The organism is Caballeronia sp. INML1, from assembly GCF_023631085.1.
GTDB lineage: Bacteria > Pseudomonadota > Gammaproteobacteria > Burkholderiales > Burkholderiaceae > Caballeronia > Caballeronia turbans.
Genome location: NZ_JALQDT010000043.1, coordinates 37,351 through 58,405 on the forward strand (window position 1 = coordinate 37,351; position 21,055 = coordinate 58,405).

The following is a 21,055-nucleotide window of genomic DNA, read 5'->3' on the forward strand; positions in this document are numbered from 1 at the left end:
CGCTTACTTCCCGCCCACGCTCTGCAACGTCGTCCACTTCCCGCCAACGACCTTGTACAGCGTAATACCGCCGTTCTTCAGGTCGCCCTTCGAGTCGTACGAGAGGTGCTTCGCCGTCACGCCCTGCATGTCGGTCTTCGCGAGGAACGGCAGGTACTTCGCCGGGTCCGTCGAGTTGGCCGCCTTCATCGCGTTGAACATCGCCATCGCGCCGTCGTAGGCGTACGGCGAGTAGGTCTGCACGTCTTCGTTGAAGCGCTTCTTGTACTTCGCTTCGTATTCGGCGCCGCCCGGCATTTCGTTCATCGGCAGGCCGGCGAGCGATGCCACCGTGCCCTCGGCCGCGTCACCCGCGATCTTGACGAACGTGTCGGTCTTCACCATTTCGCCCGCCATCAGCGGTGCGCGGAAGCCGAGCGTCTTCATCTGCTTGACCATCGGGCCGGCTTGCGAATCCGCGCCGCCGTAGTACACGAGGTCCGGGTTCATCGACTTGATCTTGGTCAGAATCGCCTTGAAGTCGACAGCCTTGTCGTTCGTGAATTCACGGTCGACGATCGTGCCACCGGCCGCCTTCGCCGCCTTCTCGAACTGGTCGGCGAGACCCTGGCCATAAGCCGTGCGGTCATCGACGATCGCGATCTTCTTGACCTTCAGGTTCTTCACCGCGAACTCGCCCGCGACCGAGCCTTGCTGCGTGTCGGAGGTCATCATGCGGAAGGCCGTCTTGAAGCCTTGCGTCGTGTACTCGGGCGCCGTCGCCATCGCGATTTCGGGGATGCCCGCGTTCGCGTAGATGCGCGACGCCGGGATCGTCGTGCCCGAATTGAAGTGGCCGAGCATGCCCTTGATGCCGTCGTCGACGAGGCGCTGTGCGACGGTCGTACCGGTGCGCGGGTCGGCCTGATCGTCGGCCGAGTTCAGCACGATGCGAACCGGCTTGCCGCCGATCACCGGCTTCGTGGCGTTGAAATCTTCGACAGCGAGCGTGATGCCGTTCTGCATGTCCTTGCCGTAGTGCGCCTGCGCGCCGGTCAGCGGTCCGGCGTAACCGACCTTCACGTCCTCGGCTTGCTGCGCAAATGCGGTCCCCGCGAACGACAGGCCGGCGAGCGTCATGGCTGCTGCCAGCTTGGTCATCGTGTGCTTCATAGCTTCTCCTGGTTCCAGTGTGGATGGCAGCCTGTGCCGGGATCGCCGTGCCTGCTGCCGCTTGTTTGAATTCGTTTGAATCGAGCGCTCGAGGGGTGTCTCAACCGATCGTCATCAAATTCGCATTACCGCCCGCCGCCGCCGTGTTCACGCTCACCGAGCGTTCCGTCAGCAGACGTTCGAGCGCGTAGTCCTCGCCGTCGTGGCCAGCGTCGGCGAACGCTCCCGCAGCCACGCCCTGCACCGATACGATCGGTCCCGGGCGCTTCGCGACTTCTTTCACGAGCGCCAGCAATTCATCGCTGTCGCCTTCGAACAAAACGGCGTCGAAGTCGGCGGCGGCATCGCCCGCCTTCTTCACGAAAGCGAACGGCTTGAGCGATGCCGGCAGCGACGCCACCAGTTGCTCACCCGCCGAGCCCGAGAACAACGCCTTGTTGCCCGTCGCGAGCGCGGCGGCCAGTTGCGCGCGCGCGCCACTCGCCGTCGCGGCCACGCACAGCACCGTGCCGCGCGCGCCGAGCGTGTAGGTGTTGCGCTCGCCCGTCGGGCCGTTCAGAACCGCCGTCGCGCCAGCCATCACGTGTTGCAGATAGCCGTCGCAGCGTGCGGCCGTCTGCGGATCGCGTTCGCCGATCGCCCAGTCGCGCAACGCGGTGAGCGCCGCGGCGGGCGTGTCCTTCGATGCAGCCTGATCGACGACGAGCGTGCTCGCGAGCGACTTCGGCAGACCGGTCGGACGCTTCGCCAGCAGGCGCTGCAAGTACAGCGCGCCGCCCGCCTTCGGGCCCGTGCCCGACAGACCTTCGCCGCCGAACGGCTGAACGCCGACCACCGCGCCGATCACGTTCCGGTTCACATAGATGTTGCCCACATGCGCCCGCGCGATCACATGCGCGATGGTTTCGTCGATACGCGTATGGATGCCGAGCGTGAGGCCATAACCCGTCGAGCGAATTTGGTCGAGGAGTTTATCAAGGTTCGAACGGCGGTAACGCACCACATGCAGCACCGGGCCGAACACTTCGCGTTTCAGTTCGTCGATGCTGTCCAGTTCGATGAGCGTCGGCGGCACGAACGTGCCCTGCGCGCAGTTGTCGGGCAGTGGCAGCTGCGTGACGTTGCGGCCCTTGTCGCGCATGCCGGCGATGTGCGCGTCGATGCCGCTCTTCGCGTCGGCGTCGATCACGGGACCGACGTCCGTCGACAGGCGATCCGGATTGCCGACCGCAAGCTGATTCATCGCGCCCGTCAGCATTTCGAGCGTGCGATCGGCGACATCGTCCTGCAGGCACAGCACGCGCAGTGCGGAGCAGCGCTGCCCGGCCGAGTCGAACGACGACTGCAGCACGTCCGCGACCACCTGCTCCGCGAGCGCCGACGAATCGACGATCATCGCATTCTGGCCGCCGGTTTCGGCGATCAGCGGAATCGGACGGCCGTCCGGGTCGAGGCGCTCGGACAGCGTCTTGTTGATGAGGCGCGCGACTTCCGTCGAGCCGGTGAACATGACGGCGCGCGTGCGCGGGTCGGCTACCAGCGCCGCGCCGACCGTTTCGCCATTGCCCGGCAGCAGTTGCACCGCGCCGGCGGGCACGCCCGCTTCGCGCAGGATGCGCACGGCTTGCGCGGCGATCAGCGGCGTTTGCTCGGCGGGCTTCGCGAGCACCGGATTGCCGGCCGCGAGCGCGGCGGCGACCTGGCCCATGAAGATCGCGAGCGGGAAGTTCCACGGGCTGATACACACAACCGGACCGAGCGGACGATGCGTATCGTTCGAGAACTCGGCGCGAATTTGCGACGCGTAGTAACGCAGGAAATCGATGGCCTCGCGAATCTCGGCGATGGCGTTCGGCAAGGACTTGCCCGCTTCGCGCACGACGAGGCCCATCAGCGTGTGCATCTGCGCTTCGAGCAGGTCCGCGGCGCGCGCGAGGCAATCGGCGCGATCTTCGACGGGGGTGGCCTGCCAGATCGGCGCGGCGGCCACCGCGTTGGCGATCGCGGCGCTCACCTGTTCCGGCGATGCCTCCACGACCGTGCCGACGAGATCGCGCAGATCCGACGGATTGCGCACGTCGCGCGCCGGCATGCCGTTCTCGATGATGGTGCCGCCTTCGAGCATCGGTTCCGCGCGCCACGGATGATGCGCGCTCGCCAGCAACGCCGACGACAGCGACGCCAGACGATGCTCGTTCGAGAGATCGAGGCCCATCGAGTTGAAGCGCTCGTTGCCGTACAACTGACGCGGCAGCGGAATCTTCGCGTGCGGCGCGCCGAGCGGCGTGATCTGCTGCGCTTCGTCGATCGGATCGCGCACGAGTTCCTTCACCGGAATGGATTCATCGGCGATGCGGTTCACGAACGACGTGTTCGCGCCGTTTTCCAGCAAACGCCGCACGAGATACGCGAGCAGCGTCTCGTGCGTGCCGACCGGCGCATACACGCGGCACGGGCGGTTGAGCTTGTCGCGGCCGGTGACTTCTTCGTAGAGCGGCTCGCCCATGCCGTGCAGGCACTGGAACTCGTACTGGCCGGGATAGTAGTTCTGTCCCGCGAGGTGATAGATCGCCGACAGCGTGAACGCGTTGTGCGTCGCGAATTGCGGATAAACGGCATCCGGCGCACCGAGCAGCTTCTTCGCGCACGCGAGATACGAGATGTCCGTGTAGATCTTGCGCGTGTAGACCGGATAGCCTTCGAGGCCATCGACTTGCGCGCGCTTGATTTCCGTATCCCAGTACGCGCCTTTGACGAGGCGAATCATCAAGCGATGACGGCTGCGGCGCGCGAGATCGATCAGATAGTCGATCACGAACGGGCAGCGCTTCTGATACCCCTGCACCACGAAACCGATACCGTTCCAGCCGGCCAGTTCAGGATCGAAGCACAGCGCTTCGAGCAGATCGAGCGAGATTTCGAGGCGATCGGCTTCTTCGGCGTCGATGTTCAAACCAATGTCGTAACGCCGCGCCAGTTGCGCGAGCGACCGCACGCGCGGAAGCAGCTCGTTCATCGTGCGTTCCTGCTGCGCGCGCGAGTAGCGCGGATGCAGCGCGGACAGCTTGATCGAAATTCCCGGGCCTTCGTAGATGCCGCGCCCGCCCGCAGCCTTGCCGATCGCGTGAATCGCCTGCTCGTAGGACGCGTAGTAGCGTTGCGCGTCTTCCTCGGTCGTCGCGGCTTCGCCGAGCATGTCGTAGGAATAGCGGAAACCGCGCGCCTCGTACTTGCGGCTGTTCGCGAGCGCTTCGGAAATGGTCTCGCCGGTGACGAACTGTTCGCCCATCAGGCGCATCGCCATGTCGACGCCCTTGCGGATCAGCGGCTCGCCGCCCTTGCCGATGAGACGCGTCAGCGCGGAGGACAGGCCTGCTTCGCTGTTCGTCGTCACGAGCTTGCCGGTGATCATCAAGCCCCACGTCGCCGCGTTCACGAACAGCGACGGCGCCTGGCCCATGTGCGATCTCCAGTCGCCCTTGCTGATCTTGTCGCGAATCAGCGCGTCGCGCGTGGCGCGGTCGGGAATACGCAGGAGCGCTTCGGCGAGACACATCAGCGCGACGCCTTCCTGGCTCGACAGCGAGAACTCGTGGATCAGCCCTTCCACGCCGCCGCCCGAGCTTTTCGCCCTCAGCGCTTCGACGAGCTTCGTCGCGAGCTTTTCCGTTTCGGCAGCGACGTTCGCGGGCAGGCGCGCCTGGCCGATCAGAAACGGCACGCACTCCGGCTCCGGCCTGCGATACGCGGCCGTGATCGCCGCGCGCAGCACGGATTGCGGCTGCACGTTCTGCGCAAAGTCGAGGAAGGGATGCGGCGCGCCTTCTTCGTCGCCGTCGACGGGTGCGGCATCGGCCATTTCGGACGCACCGTTCGCACCCGACAGCTCCGGCGGGAGCTGGCCGTGCTCGATACGCTCCAGATACGCGAAGATCGCCTGCTTGATCAGCCAGTGAGGAGTGCGCTCGAGGCGCGTCGCGGCGTCTTTGAGCCGGGAACGCAGCAGATCGTCGACTTTGACGCCTAGGGTTGTGCTCGCCATATTTCCTTCGTTTGCCGGTCGTGCAGAACCCGGCCATGACTAAAAAGTTGGCGAATCGTACTCCGCTGATTTAAAAGGTGCAACCGAGATTTTCGCTAGGGTTGCACCACAATGAAACCCTTATGGCACAAGGCTCTGGACGATGCACCGCCGGCCGGTGTCTGGCGGTTGTTGCCTAGTAGTTTCCCTAATCCGATATTTTTGGGACAACCCCTAAGTAAATCCCCCAGCGCCGCCGATATAAACGCAATGCGCCGAGCACGGCGCGGCATTCGCGGTCGATCAAGGCACCGCGGTCTCGGGGAGCAACGAGCATGAGCACTTGGGTGGTGGTAGCCAGCGTTTGGGCGATGTTCGCAGTCTGCGTCGTACTGTTCGTGCGGGGCGCGTCGCCGCATGTGCATCGATCCGGTGATGCTTCCGATCAGGGCGGCCGCGCAGCCGGCGACGTTTCCCGCGCCGAAGTCTGAAAAGCCGGTCGAGCCGCGGATCAAACGTCCAGCGGGTCGACCTCGACGTTCCAGCGCAGTACGCCCTTGAGCGAGCGCAGCGCCGGTTGCCACGCGCGCAACGACGTTTGCAGGGCGGGCCGTGACGCACTTTCCAGCAGCAGTTGCGCGCGGTGGACATTGAACACTTTCACGATGGTGAGCGGCACCGCATCGTAGACGGTCACGCGATCGGCGCCGGGCAAAGGCGCGAACGCCGCCGCCGCGTCCTCCAGAAACTTGAGCGCCGCTTCGAGCGTGCGGCCTTCGGCACGCAACATCGCCTGATAGACGAACGGCGGCAGTCGCGCGTCGCGCCGCTCGGCCAGCGTCGAGTTGGCGAAACCCACGTAATCCTGCCGCGATAGCGCCTGATAGAGCGCGTGACGCGGATAGCGCGTCTGAATCATCACTTCGCCCGGCAAGCCCGCCCGACCCGCCCGGCCGCTCACCTGCGTCAGTTGAGCGAAGAGCCGCTCGCTCGCGCGAAAGTCGTGCGAGAAGAGCGCGGTGTCGGCGTTGAGCACGCCGACGAGCGTCACGCGCCGGAAGTCGTGGCCCTTCGCGATCATCTGCGTGCCGACGAGAATATCGACCTCGCCTGCATGAACGTCGGAGAAAAGCGCTTGCGCACTGCCTTTGCGGCGCGTGCTGTCGGCGTCGATGCGAAGCACGCGCGCGCCCGGCACCACGCTCGCGAGCGTTTCCTCGACGCGCTGCGTGCCGCGGCCCATCGGCGCGATGTCGATGTTGCCGCAGTCCGGACACGACTTCGGAATGCGCGATTCCCAACCGCAGTGATGGCAGCGCAGCGCGCGCTCCGGCTTGTGCAGCACAGCGTAGGCGCTGCAGCGCGGACAGCCCGCAACCCATCCGCAGGCGTCGCACGACAGAATCGGCGCATAGCCGCGTCGATTCAGAAACACGAGACTCTGTTCGCCGCGCTCGACGCGCGTTTTCAGGGCGGCAATGAGCGGGCCCGCCAGTCCGTCGACCGATGCGCGGCCGCGCCGTCTTTCCTCTTCGAGGTCGATGAGCTTCACGGCCGGTAATGCCGCTTCGGCGACGGCCCGGCGCGTGAGCGTGAGCCGTGTGTAGCGGCCCTGCTCGGCCTGCCACCAGGTTTCGAGCGACGGCGTCGCCGAGCCGAGCACGACGGGGATGTCGAGCTGCTTCGCGCGATAGATCGCCAGATCGCGCGCCGAGTAGCGCAAGCCTTCCTGCTGCTTGTAAGCGGGATCGTGCTCTTCGTCGACGACGATGAACGCGAGCTTCGGCATCGACGCGAGAATCGCGAGGCGCGTGCCGAGCACGATGCGCGCGCTGCCCGTGTGCGCCGCCAGCCAGTTGCGCGCACGCTCGCCTTCTGCAAGGCCGCTGTGCATCGTGACGATCGAACCGTCCGCGAGCGCCGCGAACCGCGCGCGGAACGCGGCTTCGAACTGCGGCGTCAGGTTGATTTCCGGGACGAGGACGAGCGCTTGCGCGTCCGGCCGCGCCGCGAGTAATACGGCGAGCGCGTGCAGGTAGACCTCGGTCTTGCCGCTGCCCGTCACGCCGTGGAGCAAGAAGGGCGCGAAGCTTCGTGCGCCGGAGATCGCATCGACGGCATCGCGTTGCTCGTCGGTCAGAACCGGCAGCGGCGCGGCGCCGGTCGGGAGCGCTTGCGCATCGTCGACGGTGTCATCGGTCTGCGCCGTCGCCGTCTCGATCCAGCCGCGCGCGAGCCAATCGTCGAAAGTCACGCTTGCTTTCGGATGCAGCGCGCGGGCGTCGGACAGGCCCAGCGATGGCTGTTCGGCGAGCGCATCGGCCAGACGGCGCAGGGCGCTGGCGCGCGCGGGCAGCGCGTCGGGAAGTTGCGCGCGCCCCTCCGGCAAAAGCCGATAGCGCGGCTCCGCGGCGAAAAGTCGGTTCCAGCGCGAGGCATCCCGCAACGCCTGAGGCAGCGCCGGCAGCGCGACTTCGCCCAGACCGCGCTGATAGTAATCGGCGGCGAAGCTGGCGAGCGCGATCCACGCGTCGGAAAGCGGCGCGCAACCGTCACAGATTGCGGTAACCGCGCGCAGTTTCACGACAGGCACGTCACTCGAATCGGCGATTTCGCAGATCAGCCCGACGACCTCGCGTCGCCCGAATGGCACCTGCACCAGCATGCCGACGACAGGCGCATCCGGCAGCGCATAGCGGTAGTCGAACAGCCCGGGCATAGGCTGATCGACCGCGACGCGCAGGAACAGGCCAGTCACCGTGCGCGACCCCGCCTACGGCGGTTTGACACTGCAACGTGCGCCAGCGGGGAGAAGTTAAAGTGAAACATCAGAATCGCCTGTAAACCGTCGATTATTTTTGGATTTCCGATGCTTTCCACAGGCCTGTGGATAACTTTGTTGAGAAGTGCATTCGATGGCGCCGCAAACAATGTCACGAAAGCCTTATGTGCGTTAGCCCACATTTCGGGCAAAGCTCTCCGAATTCCTTAAAAATCATGAGCTTAAAGCATACATAGAGACATGTTATTGGCTGCCGGGGGCCATACGTCTGATGGCGCGCCGCAGCGAACAAAATGTGCATAAGTCAGTCTTGACATCGGGGAACGCCGCCCGAGGTGGGCGATCCGAGCGAGATGCTCCAGCCCCTGATTACTTACCCCGACACATGGACGCTGCGCCGCAGCATAAGTCGCGGCGCCGGTTTTGCTACGCCCTTTTATTACGGTGTCTGTCGCGTGCGCATCGCGCGGCTGTGACGATGCACCTCGTCGACGAGCTCCGCGACGTTCTCCGGCGGCGTGAATTGCGAGATTCCGTGGCCCAAATTGAAAACGTGGCCCGGAAAGTTTCCGAAGCTCTCGAGCACGGCACGCGCTTCGGTGCGGATGGCCGCAGGCGGCGCGAAGAGCACGTTCGGATCGATGTTCCCTTGCAGCGCCACGCGCGTTCCGACTTTTTCCCGCGCCTTGCCGAGATTCATGGTCCAGTCGAGCCCGACGGCATCGACACCCGTCGCGGCGATTTCTTCGATCCACAATCCACCGCCCTTCGTGAACGTGATGACGGGCACGCGCACGCCTTCTTGCTCGCGCTTCAGACCGGCGACCACCTTCGCGATGTAGTCGAGCGAGAAGCGCTGATACGCGCCATCCGCGAGCGCACCGCCCCAGGTGTCGAAGATCATCACGGCCTGCGCGCCCGCTTCGATCTGCGCGTTCAGGTACGCCGTCACGGCTTGTGCGTTCACATCGAGGATGCGGTGCATCAAGTCTGGACGCGCATAAGCCATCGATTTGACCGTGCGATGATCGTCCGATCCGCCACCTTCGACCATGTAGCAAGCGAGCGTCCACGGGCTGCCGGAGAAGCCGATCAGCGGCACCTTTTGGCGGCCTTGCGCATCGGTGAGCGCGCGGCGGATCTGGCTCACGGCATCGGTGACGTAGGACAGCGTCCCGCCGATGTCCGGCACGGCGAGGCGCTTCACGTCGTCCTCGGTGCGCACCGTGCGCTCGAAACGCGGACCTTCGCCCTGCACGAAGTCCAGGCCGAGGCCCATCGCGTCGGGGACGGTGAGAATGTCGGAGAAGAGAATTGCGGCGTCGAGCGGAAAGCGTTCGAGCGGCTGAAGCGTCACTTCGGTCGCGTAATCGGGATTCTTCGCGAGGCCGAGAAAACTGCCCGCGCGGGCGCGCGTCGCGTTGTACTCCGGCAGATAACGCCCCGCCTGGCGCATCAGCCAGATCGGCGTGTAGTCGGTCGGCTGGCGCAGGAGCGCGCGCAGGAAGGTGTCGTTCAGAAGAGTGTGTGCCACGTCGCTCGATGCTGAAGGCAAAGAATCGTTCATTCTACCGGACCGGCCAGGCGTTCTCCGACTGAGACCGGCGATTCGGAATGTCTCATGCAGCGCGGCCTATGCCTTTCGGACGAGTGTCCGGAGACCGAAGGCATCGGTATCATCGACGGACCATACAACTAGAACCAGGAGAATCGATGCAACGCACGTCTGTCAGTCTTGCCGCCTCTGCACTCGCACTGTCGGTCGCGCTCACGAGCGTCGCGCACGCTCAAACCATTCAGGCCGGCACCGTGGCGGGCGCGAAGCCCGCCGCGCCCGCCCCCGTCACGGCGGCCTCCCGGCTCGACGAAATCCTGGCGCGTCACACGCTGCGCGTCTGCACGACGGGCGACTACAAGCCGTACTCTTTCCTGCGCCCGGACGGGCAATTCGAGGGGATCGACATCGATCTGGCGGAGAGCCTCTCGAAGTCGCTCGGCGCGAAGGCCGAGTACGTGAAAACGTCCTGGTCGAATCTGATGAACGATTTCGTCGCCAAGTGCGATATCGCCGTAGGGGGCGTCTCGACCACGCTCGAGCGGCAGAAGCGCGCGTTCTTCACGGCGCCGTACATGGAAGACGGAAAAACGCCGATTGTCCGTTGCGACGATGTCGACAAGTACCAGACCGTCGCGCAGATCGATCAGCCGAACGTGCGCACGATCGTCAATCCGGGCGGCACGAACGAGCGCTTCGCGAAGCAGTTCTTTCCCCACTCGCAGTTGATCGAGTACCCGGACAACGTGACGATCTTCAAGCAGATCCTCGAAGGCAAAGCCGACGTGATGGTCACGGACGCATCTGAAACGCTGCTCCAGCAGAAGCTCAATCCCGGTCTGTGCTCGGTGCATCCGGACAAGCCGTTCCAGTTCGGCGAAAAGGCGTATCTGCTGCCGCGCGGCGACGTGCCATTTCAGCAATATGTCGATCAGTGGCTGCATCTCGCCCGTTCGTCGGGCGAGTTTCAGGCCGTGTATGACAAATGGTTGAAGTAACGCTCAACGCTCGGCGCGCACGAGTTCGCCCGTGCGTGCGCCGATCTTGCCCAGCCAGCCGAGCGCCGCTTCCGACTGGGCATGCATGCGCGCGAATCCGTGCGTCATGTCGCGCGCGTCGATCATCTCGACGCGGCCTCCGTTGGCTTCCAGGAAGCGCTTGAGTTCAAAGGCGTCGTCGTAGAGCGGATCGTAGGCCGCCGCGACAATCAGCGCGGGCGCTGGCGTGCGCTCGAACGGCTCGGAGAGCGGGAACGCGCGCACGTCGTGCTCTTCTGGCGCCTCGCCCGAGAGAAATTGAGTCCAGTACCACTTCATTTCATCGTTCGTGAGGCCGGGACCGTTCGCATTGGCAATGCAACTGGGACTTTCGAACTGACGCCGCATCACTGGATAGAGCAGCAACTGCAGGCCGACGAGGCCGGCCACGCGTTCGTTCGCGCCGCGCGCCGCGACGACCGCCAGATGCGCACCTGCACTGTCACCGCCGACGGCCAGCCGGTCGGTCGCGAAACCGAGCCGAGAGCGATGCTCCGCCAGCCAGATCAGCGCGTCGAGCGCGTCCTCGCACGGCGCGGGAAACGGGTGCTCCGGCGCGAGCCGGTAGTCGACGCTCGCCACTGCGCATTGCGAATCCAGCGCGAGCCGTGCGACGAGCCCATCGTGGGTGTCGAGGTCGCCGACCACCCAGCCGCCGCCGTGAAAGTACACGATGAGCGGCAGCGGACCGCGCACGGCCTTCGGCTTGTAGACCCGCGCGACGAGCAGGCGCCCTTCGAGAGCGATTTCGATATCTTCCGCAGTCACGTCGTTGTCGCGTTCTCGGGCGTAAGCTTTGGCAATATTGCTGAAGCGGTCTCGTACCGCCTGCGCGTCCGCACCGGGCGTCAAAGGCGGAAATGCCTCGTCCACAGCGCGGTAGTAGCGGAGCAAGGCTGCGTCGATCGTCATGCGCGTCTCCATGGGATCTCTTGTTCGATGATGGTTTACGGGCGCATGCGCATCGATTTCATGCGGCCGCACGTTCGATTTTCGCGGAAAACGCAAAATATTGCGCTGGTCCTAAAATCGGCATTTATCGGCAAGATCGGGCCGATCGGATAAACGATCCGAATAACAGACAATATATCCTTGAAAATCAGGAGAATCGCGCGCGAAAATTTCCTGCGCGCCTTATCCGACGGGGGTTACAACCTGAAACACTTTGTTACGGCGACGCCTAATCAATTCGCCCACAATCTGTTCAAACGGTTTCAACACGGATGTATTGGGCTGCGCTGTGCGAAAGCCGGGCGGTCTGATAGGTGGCTGTGGGCCAGCTCTCAAATTGGGGCATCGGTGTTGGGATCGTTATTCGAATGTAATCCATTCGAAATAATCCCAAGTGTGGTCTCCTCGCGCTAACCCCGTAGCGTGTGGTTTTTAGCGGGCTCCAGGCCCGCTTTTTTTTCGCCCGGACAAACGTTTGCGTTCTTCGAGAACCTCAGAGCTCGAACGTTTGATCCAATGACAGAAGGGAGCGCTGCGGCGCTCCCTTCGTCGTTGTGGTGATTTCGATTGCGGCGCGCTTCAGGCCGTTTTGGCCTCAGCGAGCTTCAGTTCGTCGATCATCCGTGCGCGCATCACGAACTTCTGCGCTTTGCCCGTGACAGTCATCGGCAATTCGTCGACGAAGCGGATATAGCGCGGAATCTTGTAATGCGCAATCTGCCCCTTGCAGAAGTCGCGGATCTCCTCCTCGCTTGCCTGCTCGCCGGGGCGCACCACGATCCACGCGCACACTTCCTCGCCGTACTTCTGATCCGGCACGCCGAACACCTGCACCGATTGGACCTTCGGATGGCGGAACAGGAATTCCTCGATCTCGCGCGGATAGATATTCTCGCCGCCGCGAATCAGCATGTCCTTGAGACGGCCGACGATGTTGCAGTAGCCTTCTTCGTCGAGCGTCGCGAGGTCGCCAGTATGCATCCAGCCGTCGACGATTGCCTCGCGCGTCTTGGCATCGTCGTCCCAGTAGCCTTTCATCACCGAGTAACCGCGCGTGCAGAGCTCGCCAGTCTCGCCCACGGGCACGATGTTGCCCAGCGCATCGACGATCTTCACCTCGAGATGCGGCTGGATGCGTCCGACGGTCGTCGTGCGTTTGTCGAGCGGATCAGTCGTGGAGCTCTGGAACGACACCGGGCTCGTCTCGGTCATGCCATAGGCGATCGTGATCTCGCTCAAATGCATCTTCGAAACGACCCGCTTCATCGTTTCGATCGGGCACGGCGAGCCTGCCATGATGCCGGTGCGCAGGCGGCTCAGGTCGTACTTCGTGAAGTCAGGGTGATCGAGTTCGGCGATGAACATCGTCGGTACACCGTGCAGCGCGGTGCATTTTTCCTCGTGGACGGCGGTGAGGGTGGCGCCGGGATCGAACGCCTCGCCTGGGAAGACCATCGTGCAGCCGGTCGACACGCACGCGAGCACCGCCAGTACCATGCCGAAGCAGTGATAGAGCGGCACCGGGATACACAGCGAATCCTGCTCGGTAAGCCGCATCGCCATCGCGATATAGCGCGCGTTGTTGACGATGTTCCGATGCGTGAGCGTCGCGCCCTTCGGGTTGCCGGTCGTGCCGCTCGTGAACTGGATGTTGATCGCGTCGTCCGGACCCAGCTTCGCTTCGAGCGCGTCGAGCTTCGACGTGTCGAGTTGGTCGCGGCCCGTACGCATCACATCGTCGAAGTTGAGCATGCCGGGCGTTTTGTTGTCGCCCATGCGGATAACAGCACGCAGTGCCGGCAGCTTTGCGGCGTCGAGCGCATTCGGCGCAGCGTCCGCGAGTTCGGGCGCGAGCGCCTGCAGCATCTCCAGATATTTCGATGACTTGAACTGTTCCGCCGCGATGATCGCCTTGCAGCCGACCTTGTGCAGCGCGTATTCGAGCTCGGCCAGTCGGTACGCCGGATTGATGTTGACCAGCACCGCGCCCATGCGCGCGGTGGCGAATTGCGTGAGCAGCCATTCGACGCGATTCGGCGACCAGATGCCAACGCGATCGCCCGCCTGAATGCCCAGCGCGAGCAGCCCGCTCGCAAGGACATCGACCTCGTTTGCGAACTCGCGCCACGTCCAGCGGATGTTTTGCTCGCGAAAGACCACCGCAAGCCGATCAGGAAAGCGGCCCGCGGTTTCGAGGAGAAAGCGCGCGACGGTCGCGTCGCTCAGGGGAATGTCGGTCGCGCCGTGAACATAAGAAATGCCGTCGCGCGGTTCGATCTGCGCGCCGGCCTGCGTCGGTTCAGTTGCCATCGATGGTCTCCGCCAATTTGAGTCGCCGCCCGATGAAGGCTAATTGGAGGCTATTGTGCATCGCAAAGACGCGCGCGGGCATTGAGTGTTTCCCCGCAACGCCGCACTGAGAAGGTCAATCAAAGCTCAGCCGAATCAACGAGTTATGAAGAACCTGCGGCAGGACACATAACCGATATGCACTTATGCCTGCGCGATTTGCCGATTTGGAGCATAAAAAAAGCAGCCCGAAGGCTGCTTTCCTTGAACTGCTGAACGCCGCTTGGCGCGTCACGCTTAATGCTTCGCGTGCGCCTTGCGCAGACGCTGGATCGCCGCGAGCTGAGCCGTCGCATATGCGAGTTCCGCTTGCGCGGTCGCATATTCAAGTTCCGAGGTGTTGTTCTGAATCGCTTCCTCGGCACGCTTCCTCGCCTGCTCGGCCTTCGCTTCGTCGAGATCGGCGCCGCGGATCGCCGTATCGGCGAGTACGGTCACGAGGCCCGGCTGGATTTCGAGAATCCCGCCTGCAACGAACACGAACTCTTCCGAGCCGTCTTCCGCCTCGATGCGCACCGCGCCCGGACGAATGCGCGTGATGAGCGGCGTGTGGCCGGGCAGAATGCCCAACTCACCCGCTTCGCCCGGCAGCGCGACGAACTTCGCCTGGCCCGAGAAGATCTGCTCTTCCGCGCTGACGACGTCTACCTTGATGGTTGCCATTTATGTCGACTCCTGAGGCAGTGTATGGGTGAACGTCGGCTTGCCGGCCGACGTCCGCATCGATACACCCGACCTTTACTGGATCTTCTTGGCCTTTTCGAAGGCTTCGTCGATCGTGCCGACCATGTAGAACGCCTGCTCCGGCAGATGATCGCATTCACCTTCGACGATCATCTTGAAGCCGCGGATGGTTTCCTTCAGCGGCACGTACTTGCCCGGCGAGCCCGTGAACACTTCTGCAACGTGGAACGGCTGCGACAGGAAGCGCTGAATCTTACGCGCGCGCGCGACCGACAGCTTGTCTTCCGGCGACAGTTCGTCCATGCCCAGAATCGCGATGATGTCGCGCAGTTCCTTGTAGCGCTGCAGCGTTTGCTGCACACCGCGCGTGATCGAATAGTGCTCTTCGCCGATCACGTTCGGGTCGATCTGACGCGAGGTCGAATCGAGCGGGTCAACTGCCGGATAAATACCGAGCGATGCGATGTCACGCGACAACACGACCGTTGCGTCCAGGTGGCCGAAGGTCGTAGCCGGCGACGGGTCGGTCAAGTCATCGGCAGGAACGTACACGGCCTGAACCGACGTGATCGAGCCGGTCTTGGTGGACGTGATGCGCTCTTGCAGCTTGCCCATTTCTTCAGCGAGCGTCGGCTGATAGCCCACTGCCGAAGGCATACGGCCGAGCAGAGCGGACACTTCCGTACCCGCCAGCGTGAAACGATAGATGTTGTCGACGAAGAAGAGAACGTCGAGGCCTTCGTCACGGAAGTGCTCGGCCATCGTCAGACCGGTCAGCGCAACGCGCAGACGGTTGCCCGGCGGCTCGTTCATCTGGCCGTACACCAGCGCGACCTTGTCGAGAACGTTCGAGTCCTTCATTTCGTGATAGAAGTCGTTCCCTTCACGGGTACGCTCACCCACACCCGCGAACACGGAGTAACCGCCGTGCTCCTTCGCGATGTTGTTGATGAGTTCCATCATGTTCACGGTCTTGCCCACGCCTGCACCGCCGAACAGACCGACCTTGCCGCCCTTTGCGAACGGGCAGATCAGGTCGATAACCTTGATGCCGGTTTCGAGCAGTTCGGTCGACGGCGACAGCTCGTCGAACGCCGGTGCATGCTGGTGAATCGAGCGCAGCGTGGTCGAGTCGATCGGACCCGCTTCGTCGATCGGACGGCCGAGCACGTCCATGATGCGGCCGAGAGTCGGCTTGCCGACCGGCACGCTGATGGGCTTGCCCGTGTTCTTGACCGTCGTGCCGCGGCGCAGACCGTCGGATGCACCCAGACAGATGGTGCGCACCACGCCGTCGCCCAGTTGCTGCTGGACTTCGAGCGTCAGTTCGGTGCCTTCCAGAATGAGCGCGTCGTAGATCTTCGGCATTTGCGCACGCGGGAATTCCACGTCGATAACGGCGCCGATGCACTGTACGATCTTGCCTTCTACCAAAGCAGTAGTACTCATCGCATTTCCTTTAGATACTGTGTTCTTTCAAGCGGTCAGCAAAATCAGACCGCTGCGGCGCCGCCGACGATTTCCGACAATTCTTTCGTAATCGCGGCCTGGCGGCTCTTGTTGTAGACGAGCTGCAGTTCGTTGATCACGGTCTTCGCGTTGTCCGACGCGGCTTTCATCGCGACCATGCGTGCCGACTGCTCCGACGCCATGTTTTCCGCGACCGCCTGATACACGAGCGCCTCGACGTAGCGCACGAGCAACTCGTCCACCACGGTTTGCGCGTCCGGCTCGTAGATGTAGTCCCACGAGGTCTTCGGCGTGTCGCCGTCTTCGCCCTTCGCGTCGAGATCATCCACGGACAACGGCAGCAGTTGCTCGATCACCGCTTCCTGCTTCATCGTGTTGATGAAGCGCGTGTACGCCAGGTACACCGCGTTGATCTTGCCTTCCGAATACAGGTCGAGCTGCACCTTGACCGCGCCGATCAGCTTTTCCAGATGCGGCGTATCGCCCAGTTGCGTGACTTGCGACACGACATTGGCCTTCAGGCGATTCAGGAACCCGAGACCCTTGCCGCCGATCGCCGAAGCTTCGATCTTGACACCGCCCTGATCGAGTTCCTTGATCTTGTTCAGCGACGCACGCAGGATGTTCGTGTTCATGCCGCCGCACAGACCCTTGTCAGTCGTGACGAGGATCAGGCCGGCCGTCTTCGCGCCCTTGTTCTCGACCATGAACGGATGGCGATACTCCGGGTTCGCCTTGCTCATGTGCGATGCGATCGCGCGGACCTTGTCGGCATACGGACGGGCGGAACGCATACGCTCCTGGGCGCGGCGCATCTTGGATGCGGCGACCATTTCCATCGCTTTCGTGATCTTGCGCGTGTTTTGCACGCTCTTGATCTTGCCGCGAATTTCCTTCATTCCAGCCATTGCTTACTCCTTGATCGAAGCCGCGCGATGTTCGAAGACATCGCGCGTTGCTCCTCAGTCCCGATCAATAAGCGCCCGACTTCTTGAAGTCCTTCAGCGCGGCATGCAGTGCGCCTTCGTCGTCCTTCGACAAGTCTTTATTGTCTTCGATGCGCTTAATCAGATCGCCGTGGCTGGTCTTCAGGAATTCGCGCATGCCCTTTTCGAACGGCAGAACTTGCGAGACTTCGAGATCGTCCAGATAGCCGTTGTTGGCTGCGAACAGCGCGACAGCCAGTTCCCACACCTGCAGCGGCTGATACTGCGGCTGCTTCAACAGTTCCGTCACGCGGCGGCCGCGCTCGAGCTGCTTGCGGGTGGCTTCGTCGAGATCCGATGCGAACTGCGCGAACGCAGCCAGTTCACGATACTGCGCGAGGTCGGTACGGATACCGCCCGACAGCTTCTTGATGACCTTGGTCTGAGCCGCACCACCGACGCGCGACACCGACACGCCCGCGTTGATTGCGGGGCGGATACCGGCGTTGAACAGGTCGGTTTCGAGGAAGATCTGACCGTCGGTAATCGAGATCACGTTCGTCGGAACGAACGCGGTCACGTCGCCGGCTTGCGTTTCGATGACGGGCAATGCCGTCAGCGAGCCGCTCTTGCCCTTGACTTCGCCGTTGGTGAACTTCTCGACGTACTCTTCCGAGACGCGCGCAGCGCGCTCGAGCAGACGCGAGTGCAGATAGAACACATCACCCGGATAGGCTTCGCGGCCCGGCGGACGACGCAGCAGCAGCGAGATCTGGCGATATGCCCACGCTTGCTTGGTCAAGTCGTCGTAAACGATCAGCGCGTCCTGGCCGCGATCGCGGAAGTATTCGCCCATCGTGCAGCCGGCGTACGGCGCGAGGTATTGCATCGCGGCCGATTCCGAAGCCGAAGCCGCAACGACGATGGTGTACGCCATCGCGCCGGTTTCTTCGAGCTTGCGCACCACGTTCATGATCGACGAAGCCTTCTGGCCGATCGCGACGTAGATACAGATGAGGTCCTTGCCCTTCTGGTTGATGATCGCGTCGACAGCCACCGCGGTCTTGCCGCACTGACGGTCGCCGATGATCAGCTCGCGCTGGCCACGGCCGATCGGCACCATCGAGTCGATCGACTTCAGACCCGTTTGCACCGGCTGCGACACCGACTTACGCCAGATTACGCCCGGAGCGATCTTTTCGATTGCGTCCGTTGCCTTCGCGTTGATCGGGCCCTTGCCGTCGATCGGGTTGCCGAGCGCGTCGACCACGCGGCCGATGAGTTCCGGACCCACCGGCACTTCGAGAATGCGGCCCGTCGTCTTGACGATATCGCCTTCCGAGATGTGCTCGTATTCACCGAGAATAACGGCGCCGACCGAGTCACGTTCGAGGTTCAGCGCGAGGCCGAAGGTGTTGCCCGGAAATTCGAGCATTTCGCCCTGCATCACGTCCGACAGGCCGTGGATGCGTACGATACCGTCGGTCACGGAGATCACGGTGCCCTGGTTGCGAACATCCGCGCTCGCTTCAAGGCCCTGGATCCGGCTCTTGATCAGCTCGCTGATCTCAGAGGGATTGAGTTGCATTATTCGCTCCTGATAGTCAATTCTGTTGCGTGCCAGCCATGAGACACGGGTTGATCGCTTAAGCGGTCAGAGCCGTCTGCATGCTGGCGAGGCGCGCGCGGACCGAGGTATCGAGCACTTCGTCGCCAACCGTCACGCGAACGCCGCCGATCAGCGACTGGTCGATTTCGACGATCGGCTTCAGCTTGCGCTGGAACTTGCGTTCGAGGCTTGCAACGAGGTCGTTCAACTGTTCGCCTTCGAGGGGGAACGCGCTCACGATGTGAGCATCGGCAGCACCTTCACGGGCGTTCTTCAGTTCGTCGAACTGGACGGCGATTTCCGGCAGCAGCGACAGACGATGGTTCTCGACCAGCATGCCGACGAAATTCTTCGCCTGAGCGTTGCCGAGAGCCAGCGGCGAGTTCACTGCGGCGAGCAGGAGATCGACGATCTGCTGTCGGCTCACCTTCGGGCTCGAAGCGACCGATTCCACTTCGGGCAGACGCGCAACCTGTGCCAGCTCCTCGACGAAGGTGGACCAGCCCGCGAGATCGCCGGTTTCGGCCACGCGGAACAGCGCTTCTGCGTAAGGACGAGCGATGGTTGCAAGTTCGGCCATGATCAGAGCTCGGTTTTGAGTTGATTCAGCAGATCGGCGTGAGCTTTCTGATCGACTTCGCGTTTCAGAATTTGCTCGGCGCCCTTGACGGCCAGCGCCGCGACTTCGGCACGCAGCGTTTCACGCGCCTTCACGACTTGCTGGTCCGCGTCCGCCTTGGCCTGCGCGACGATGCGCGCGGCTTCGGCTTGAGCGTTGGCCTTGATTTCTTCTGCGACTGCGGCTGCGCGCTTTTCGGCGTCGGCAATGCGTTGCTGGCCATCGGTGCGCGCTTGCGCGAGTTCCTGGTCGACGCGCTTGTGCGCTGCTTCGAGTTCCGCTTTGCCCTTGTCGGCGGCGGCGAGGCCGTCGGCAATCTTCTTCGAGCGCTCGTCGAGGGCGTTGATCAACGGCGGCCACACGAACTTCATCGTGAACCACGCGAGGATCAGAAACACGACCATTTGCGCAAACAGGGTTGCGTTGAGATTCACGGTGTTTCCTTAAACGTTGCTTGATCGGAGGTGAAACGGTTAAAAGGCGCTCATCGGCTTGTTGAGCTCGATCAGCGCCTCACCCGTTCCGTTCAGGCGTCTTTAAAAGTCAGACGCACAGTTCCGAGGAACCTCAGCCTGCGAGCTTCGAGAGCAGCGGGTTCGCGAACGCAAACAGCATTGCCACACCAACGCCGATCAGGAACGCCGCGTCGATCAGACCAGCCAGCAGGAACATCTTGGTCTGCAGCGGGTTCATCAGTTCCGGCTGGCGGGCGCACGCTTCAATGTACTTGCCGCCCATCAGACCGATACCGATACAGGCGCCGATTGCACCCAGGCCGATGATGATGCCGATACCGATGGCGGTCAGACCCTGGATGTTGGCGATGAAAGCTTGCATGATCACTCCTTTGATTAAAGACTTTGGAACTGGATTTATAAAAAACGAAAACCTAAAACCTGAACGATTCCGGAACGTGCCGCAACGCGTCAGTGTGAGTCATGCGCCTGGCCGATGTACACCAGCGTCAGCATCATGAAAATGAACGCCTGCAACAGCACGATCAGAATGTGGAAGATCGCCCAAACCGTGCCCGCGACCACGTGGCCGATAAAGCCGAGCACAGAAGCGTCCGCACCGAACGTCCACATGCTGCCCAGAAGGGCGATCAGCAGGAACAGCAGTTCGCCGGCGTACATGTTGCCGAAAAGCCGCATGCCGAGCGAAACCGTCTTGGCGACGAACTCGATGATGTTCAGCGCGAGGTTCGGAATCCACAAGAGCGGATGCGCGCCGAACGGAGCGGACAGCAGTTCATGCACGAAGCCGCCGGCGCCCTTGATCTTGAAGTTGTAGTAGATCATCAGCACGAACACGCCGAGCGCGATGCCGATGGTGCCGTTCAGGTCAGCCGTCGGCACAATGCGATGATGCGGCAGCGCTTCCGACAGTCCCAGCCAGCCGATGACGCGGCCCGGCAAATCAACGGGGATGAAGTCGAGCGAGTTCATCAGGGCGACCCAGACGAACACGGTCAGTGCGAGCGGAGCGATGAAACGGCGGCTGCCGTGAATCATCGACTTCGACTGATCTTCGACCATTTCGACCAGCATCTCGATCGCGCACTGGAACCGGCCGGGTACACCGGAGGTCGCCTTGCGCGCGGCAAGACCGAGAATGATGATGGTCACGAGACCGCACACGATCGACCAGAAAAGCGTGTCGAGATTCCAGACATGGATGTCGAAGATCGACGCCTGTGCGTGCGTGGAAAGATTCTGCAAGTGGTGCGCAATGTACTCGGACGGATCCAGAGCGTGCGTTCCTTCGCTAGCTGCCATATCGTTAAAGCCACCCAAATTGTCAAAAATCTTTCGTCACCTGTCGCTTCCGAGCCGCCGCTTCGCGTTGCGGCTTCGGGTCGAGAGGCCCGAGTGCGGAGCATGGTCCGCACCTGTTCATC

15 protein-coding genes are annotated in these 21,055 nt (G+C 62.7%); 1 reads left to right on the forward strand and 14 read right to left on the reverse strand.

Annotated elements, in window-relative coordinates:
• Positions 1 to 3: 3 nt before the first annotated feature.
• From NCR38_RS13240 to hemE, 4 genes are all read right to left on the reverse strand, one after another.
• Positions 4 to 1,152 (reverse strand): branched-chain amino acid ABC transporter substrate-binding protein, encoded by a 1,149-nt coding sequence (locus tag NCR38_RS13240; protein WP_061116578.1) that lies wholly within the window; start codon positions 1,150 to 1,152, stop codon positions 4 to 6.
• Positions 1,153 to 1,252: 100 nt separating this feature from the next.
• Complete coding sequence (gene putA, locus NCR38_RS13245) at positions 1,253 to 5,194, reverse strand: trifunctional transcriptional regulator/proline dehydrogenase/L-glutamate gamma-semialdehyde dehydrogenase (RefSeq protein ID WP_061116579.1); 3,942 nt, start codon at positions 5,192 to 5,194, stop codon at positions 1,253 to 1,255.
• Between the two features lie 490 nt (positions 5,195 to 5,684).
• A complete protein-coding gene (locus NCR38_RS13250; protein ID WP_250477224.1) occupies positions 5,685 to 7,931 on the reverse strand; it encodes a primosomal protein N' in 2,247 nt (748 codons plus the stop codon).
• 463 nt (positions 7,932 to 8,394) lie between these two features.
• A complete protein-coding gene (hemE, locus tag NCR38_RS13255; protein WP_250477225.1) occupies positions 8,395 to 9,489 on the reverse strand; it encodes a uroporphyrinogen decarboxylase in 1,095 nt (364 codons plus the stop codon).
• Between the two features lie 179 nt (positions 9,490 to 9,668).
• Here hemE and NCR38_RS13260 point away from each other — a divergent pair, with 179 nt between their 5' ends.
• A complete protein-coding gene (locus tag NCR38_RS13260; RefSeq protein ID WP_061116582.1) occupies positions 9,669 to 10,508 on the forward strand; it encodes a transporter substrate-binding domain-containing protein in 840 nt (279 codons plus the stop codon).
• A 3-nt stretch (positions 10,509 to 10,511) separates the two neighbouring features.
• Here NCR38_RS13260 and NCR38_RS13265 read toward each other — a convergent pair whose 3' ends face one another.
• The 10 genes from NCR38_RS13265 to atpB all read right to left on the reverse strand — a co-directional run bounded on the left by NCR38_RS13265 (position 10,512) and on the right by atpB (position 20,933).
• A complete protein-coding gene (locus tag NCR38_RS13265) occupies positions 10,512 to 11,459 on the reverse strand; it encodes an alpha/beta hydrolase (RefSeq protein ID WP_250477226.1) in 948 nt (315 codons plus the stop codon).
• A 618-nt stretch (positions 11,460 to 12,077) separates the two neighbouring features.
• Positions 12,078 to 13,808 (reverse strand): AMP-binding protein, encoded by a 1,731-nt coding sequence (locus tag NCR38_RS13270; protein ID WP_250477227.1) that lies wholly within the window; start codon positions 13,806 to 13,808, stop codon positions 12,078 to 12,080.
• A gap of 276 nt (positions 13,809 to 14,084) precedes the next feature.
• Positions 14,085 to 14,510 carry a F0F1 ATP synthase subunit epsilon gene (locus tag NCR38_RS13275; protein WP_061116584.1) on the reverse strand — a complete coding sequence of 142 codons (426 nt, stop codon included), beginning with the start codon at positions 14,508 to 14,510 and terminating at the stop codon, positions 14,085 to 14,087.
• A gap of 75 nt (positions 14,511 to 14,585) precedes the next feature.
• Complete coding sequence (gene atpD, locus NCR38_RS13280; RefSeq protein WP_061116585.1) at positions 14,586 to 15,980, reverse strand: F0F1 ATP synthase subunit beta; 1,395 nt, start codon at positions 15,978 to 15,980, stop codon at positions 14,586 to 14,588.
• A 44-nt stretch (positions 15,981 to 16,024) separates the two neighbouring features.
• Positions 16,025 to 16,909: a F0F1 ATP synthase subunit gamma gene (gene atpG / locus NCR38_RS13285; protein WP_061116586.1), complete on the reverse strand. Its 885-nt coding sequence runs from the start codon at positions 16,907 to 16,909 to the stop codon at positions 16,025 to 16,027.
• Between the two features lie 64 nt (positions 16,910 to 16,973).
• Positions 16,974 to 18,515 carry a F0F1 ATP synthase subunit alpha gene (gene atpA / locus NCR38_RS13290; protein ID WP_061116587.1) on the reverse strand — a complete coding sequence of 514 codons (1,542 nt, stop codon included), beginning with the start codon at positions 18,513 to 18,515 and terminating at the stop codon, positions 16,974 to 16,976.
• A 58-nt stretch (positions 18,516 to 18,573) separates the two neighbouring features.
• Positions 18,574 to 19,116: a F0F1 ATP synthase subunit delta gene (locus NCR38_RS13295; RefSeq protein WP_061116588.1), complete on the reverse strand. Its 543-nt coding sequence runs from the start codon at positions 19,114 to 19,116 to the stop codon at positions 18,574 to 18,576.
• A 2-nt stretch (positions 19,117 to 19,118) separates the two neighbouring features.
• Positions 19,119 to 19,589: a F0F1 ATP synthase subunit B gene (locus NCR38_RS13300; protein WP_061116589.1), complete on the reverse strand. Its 471-nt coding sequence runs from the start codon at positions 19,587 to 19,589 to the stop codon at positions 19,119 to 19,121.
• 133 nt (positions 19,590 to 19,722) lie between these two features.
• Positions 19,723 to 19,992, reverse strand: coding sequence for a F0F1 ATP synthase subunit C (gene atpE / locus NCR38_RS13305; protein ID WP_007180033.1), 270 nt, complete (start codon positions 19,990 to 19,992; stop codon positions 19,723 to 19,725).
• Between the two features lie 89 nt (positions 19,993 to 20,081).
• Positions 20,082 to 20,933, reverse strand: a complete 852-nt coding sequence (atpB, locus tag NCR38_RS13310; protein WP_061116590.1) for a F0F1 ATP synthase subunit A — start codon at positions 20,931 to 20,933, stop codon at positions 20,082 to 20,084.
• Positions 20,934 to 21,055 lie beyond the last annotated feature (122 nt).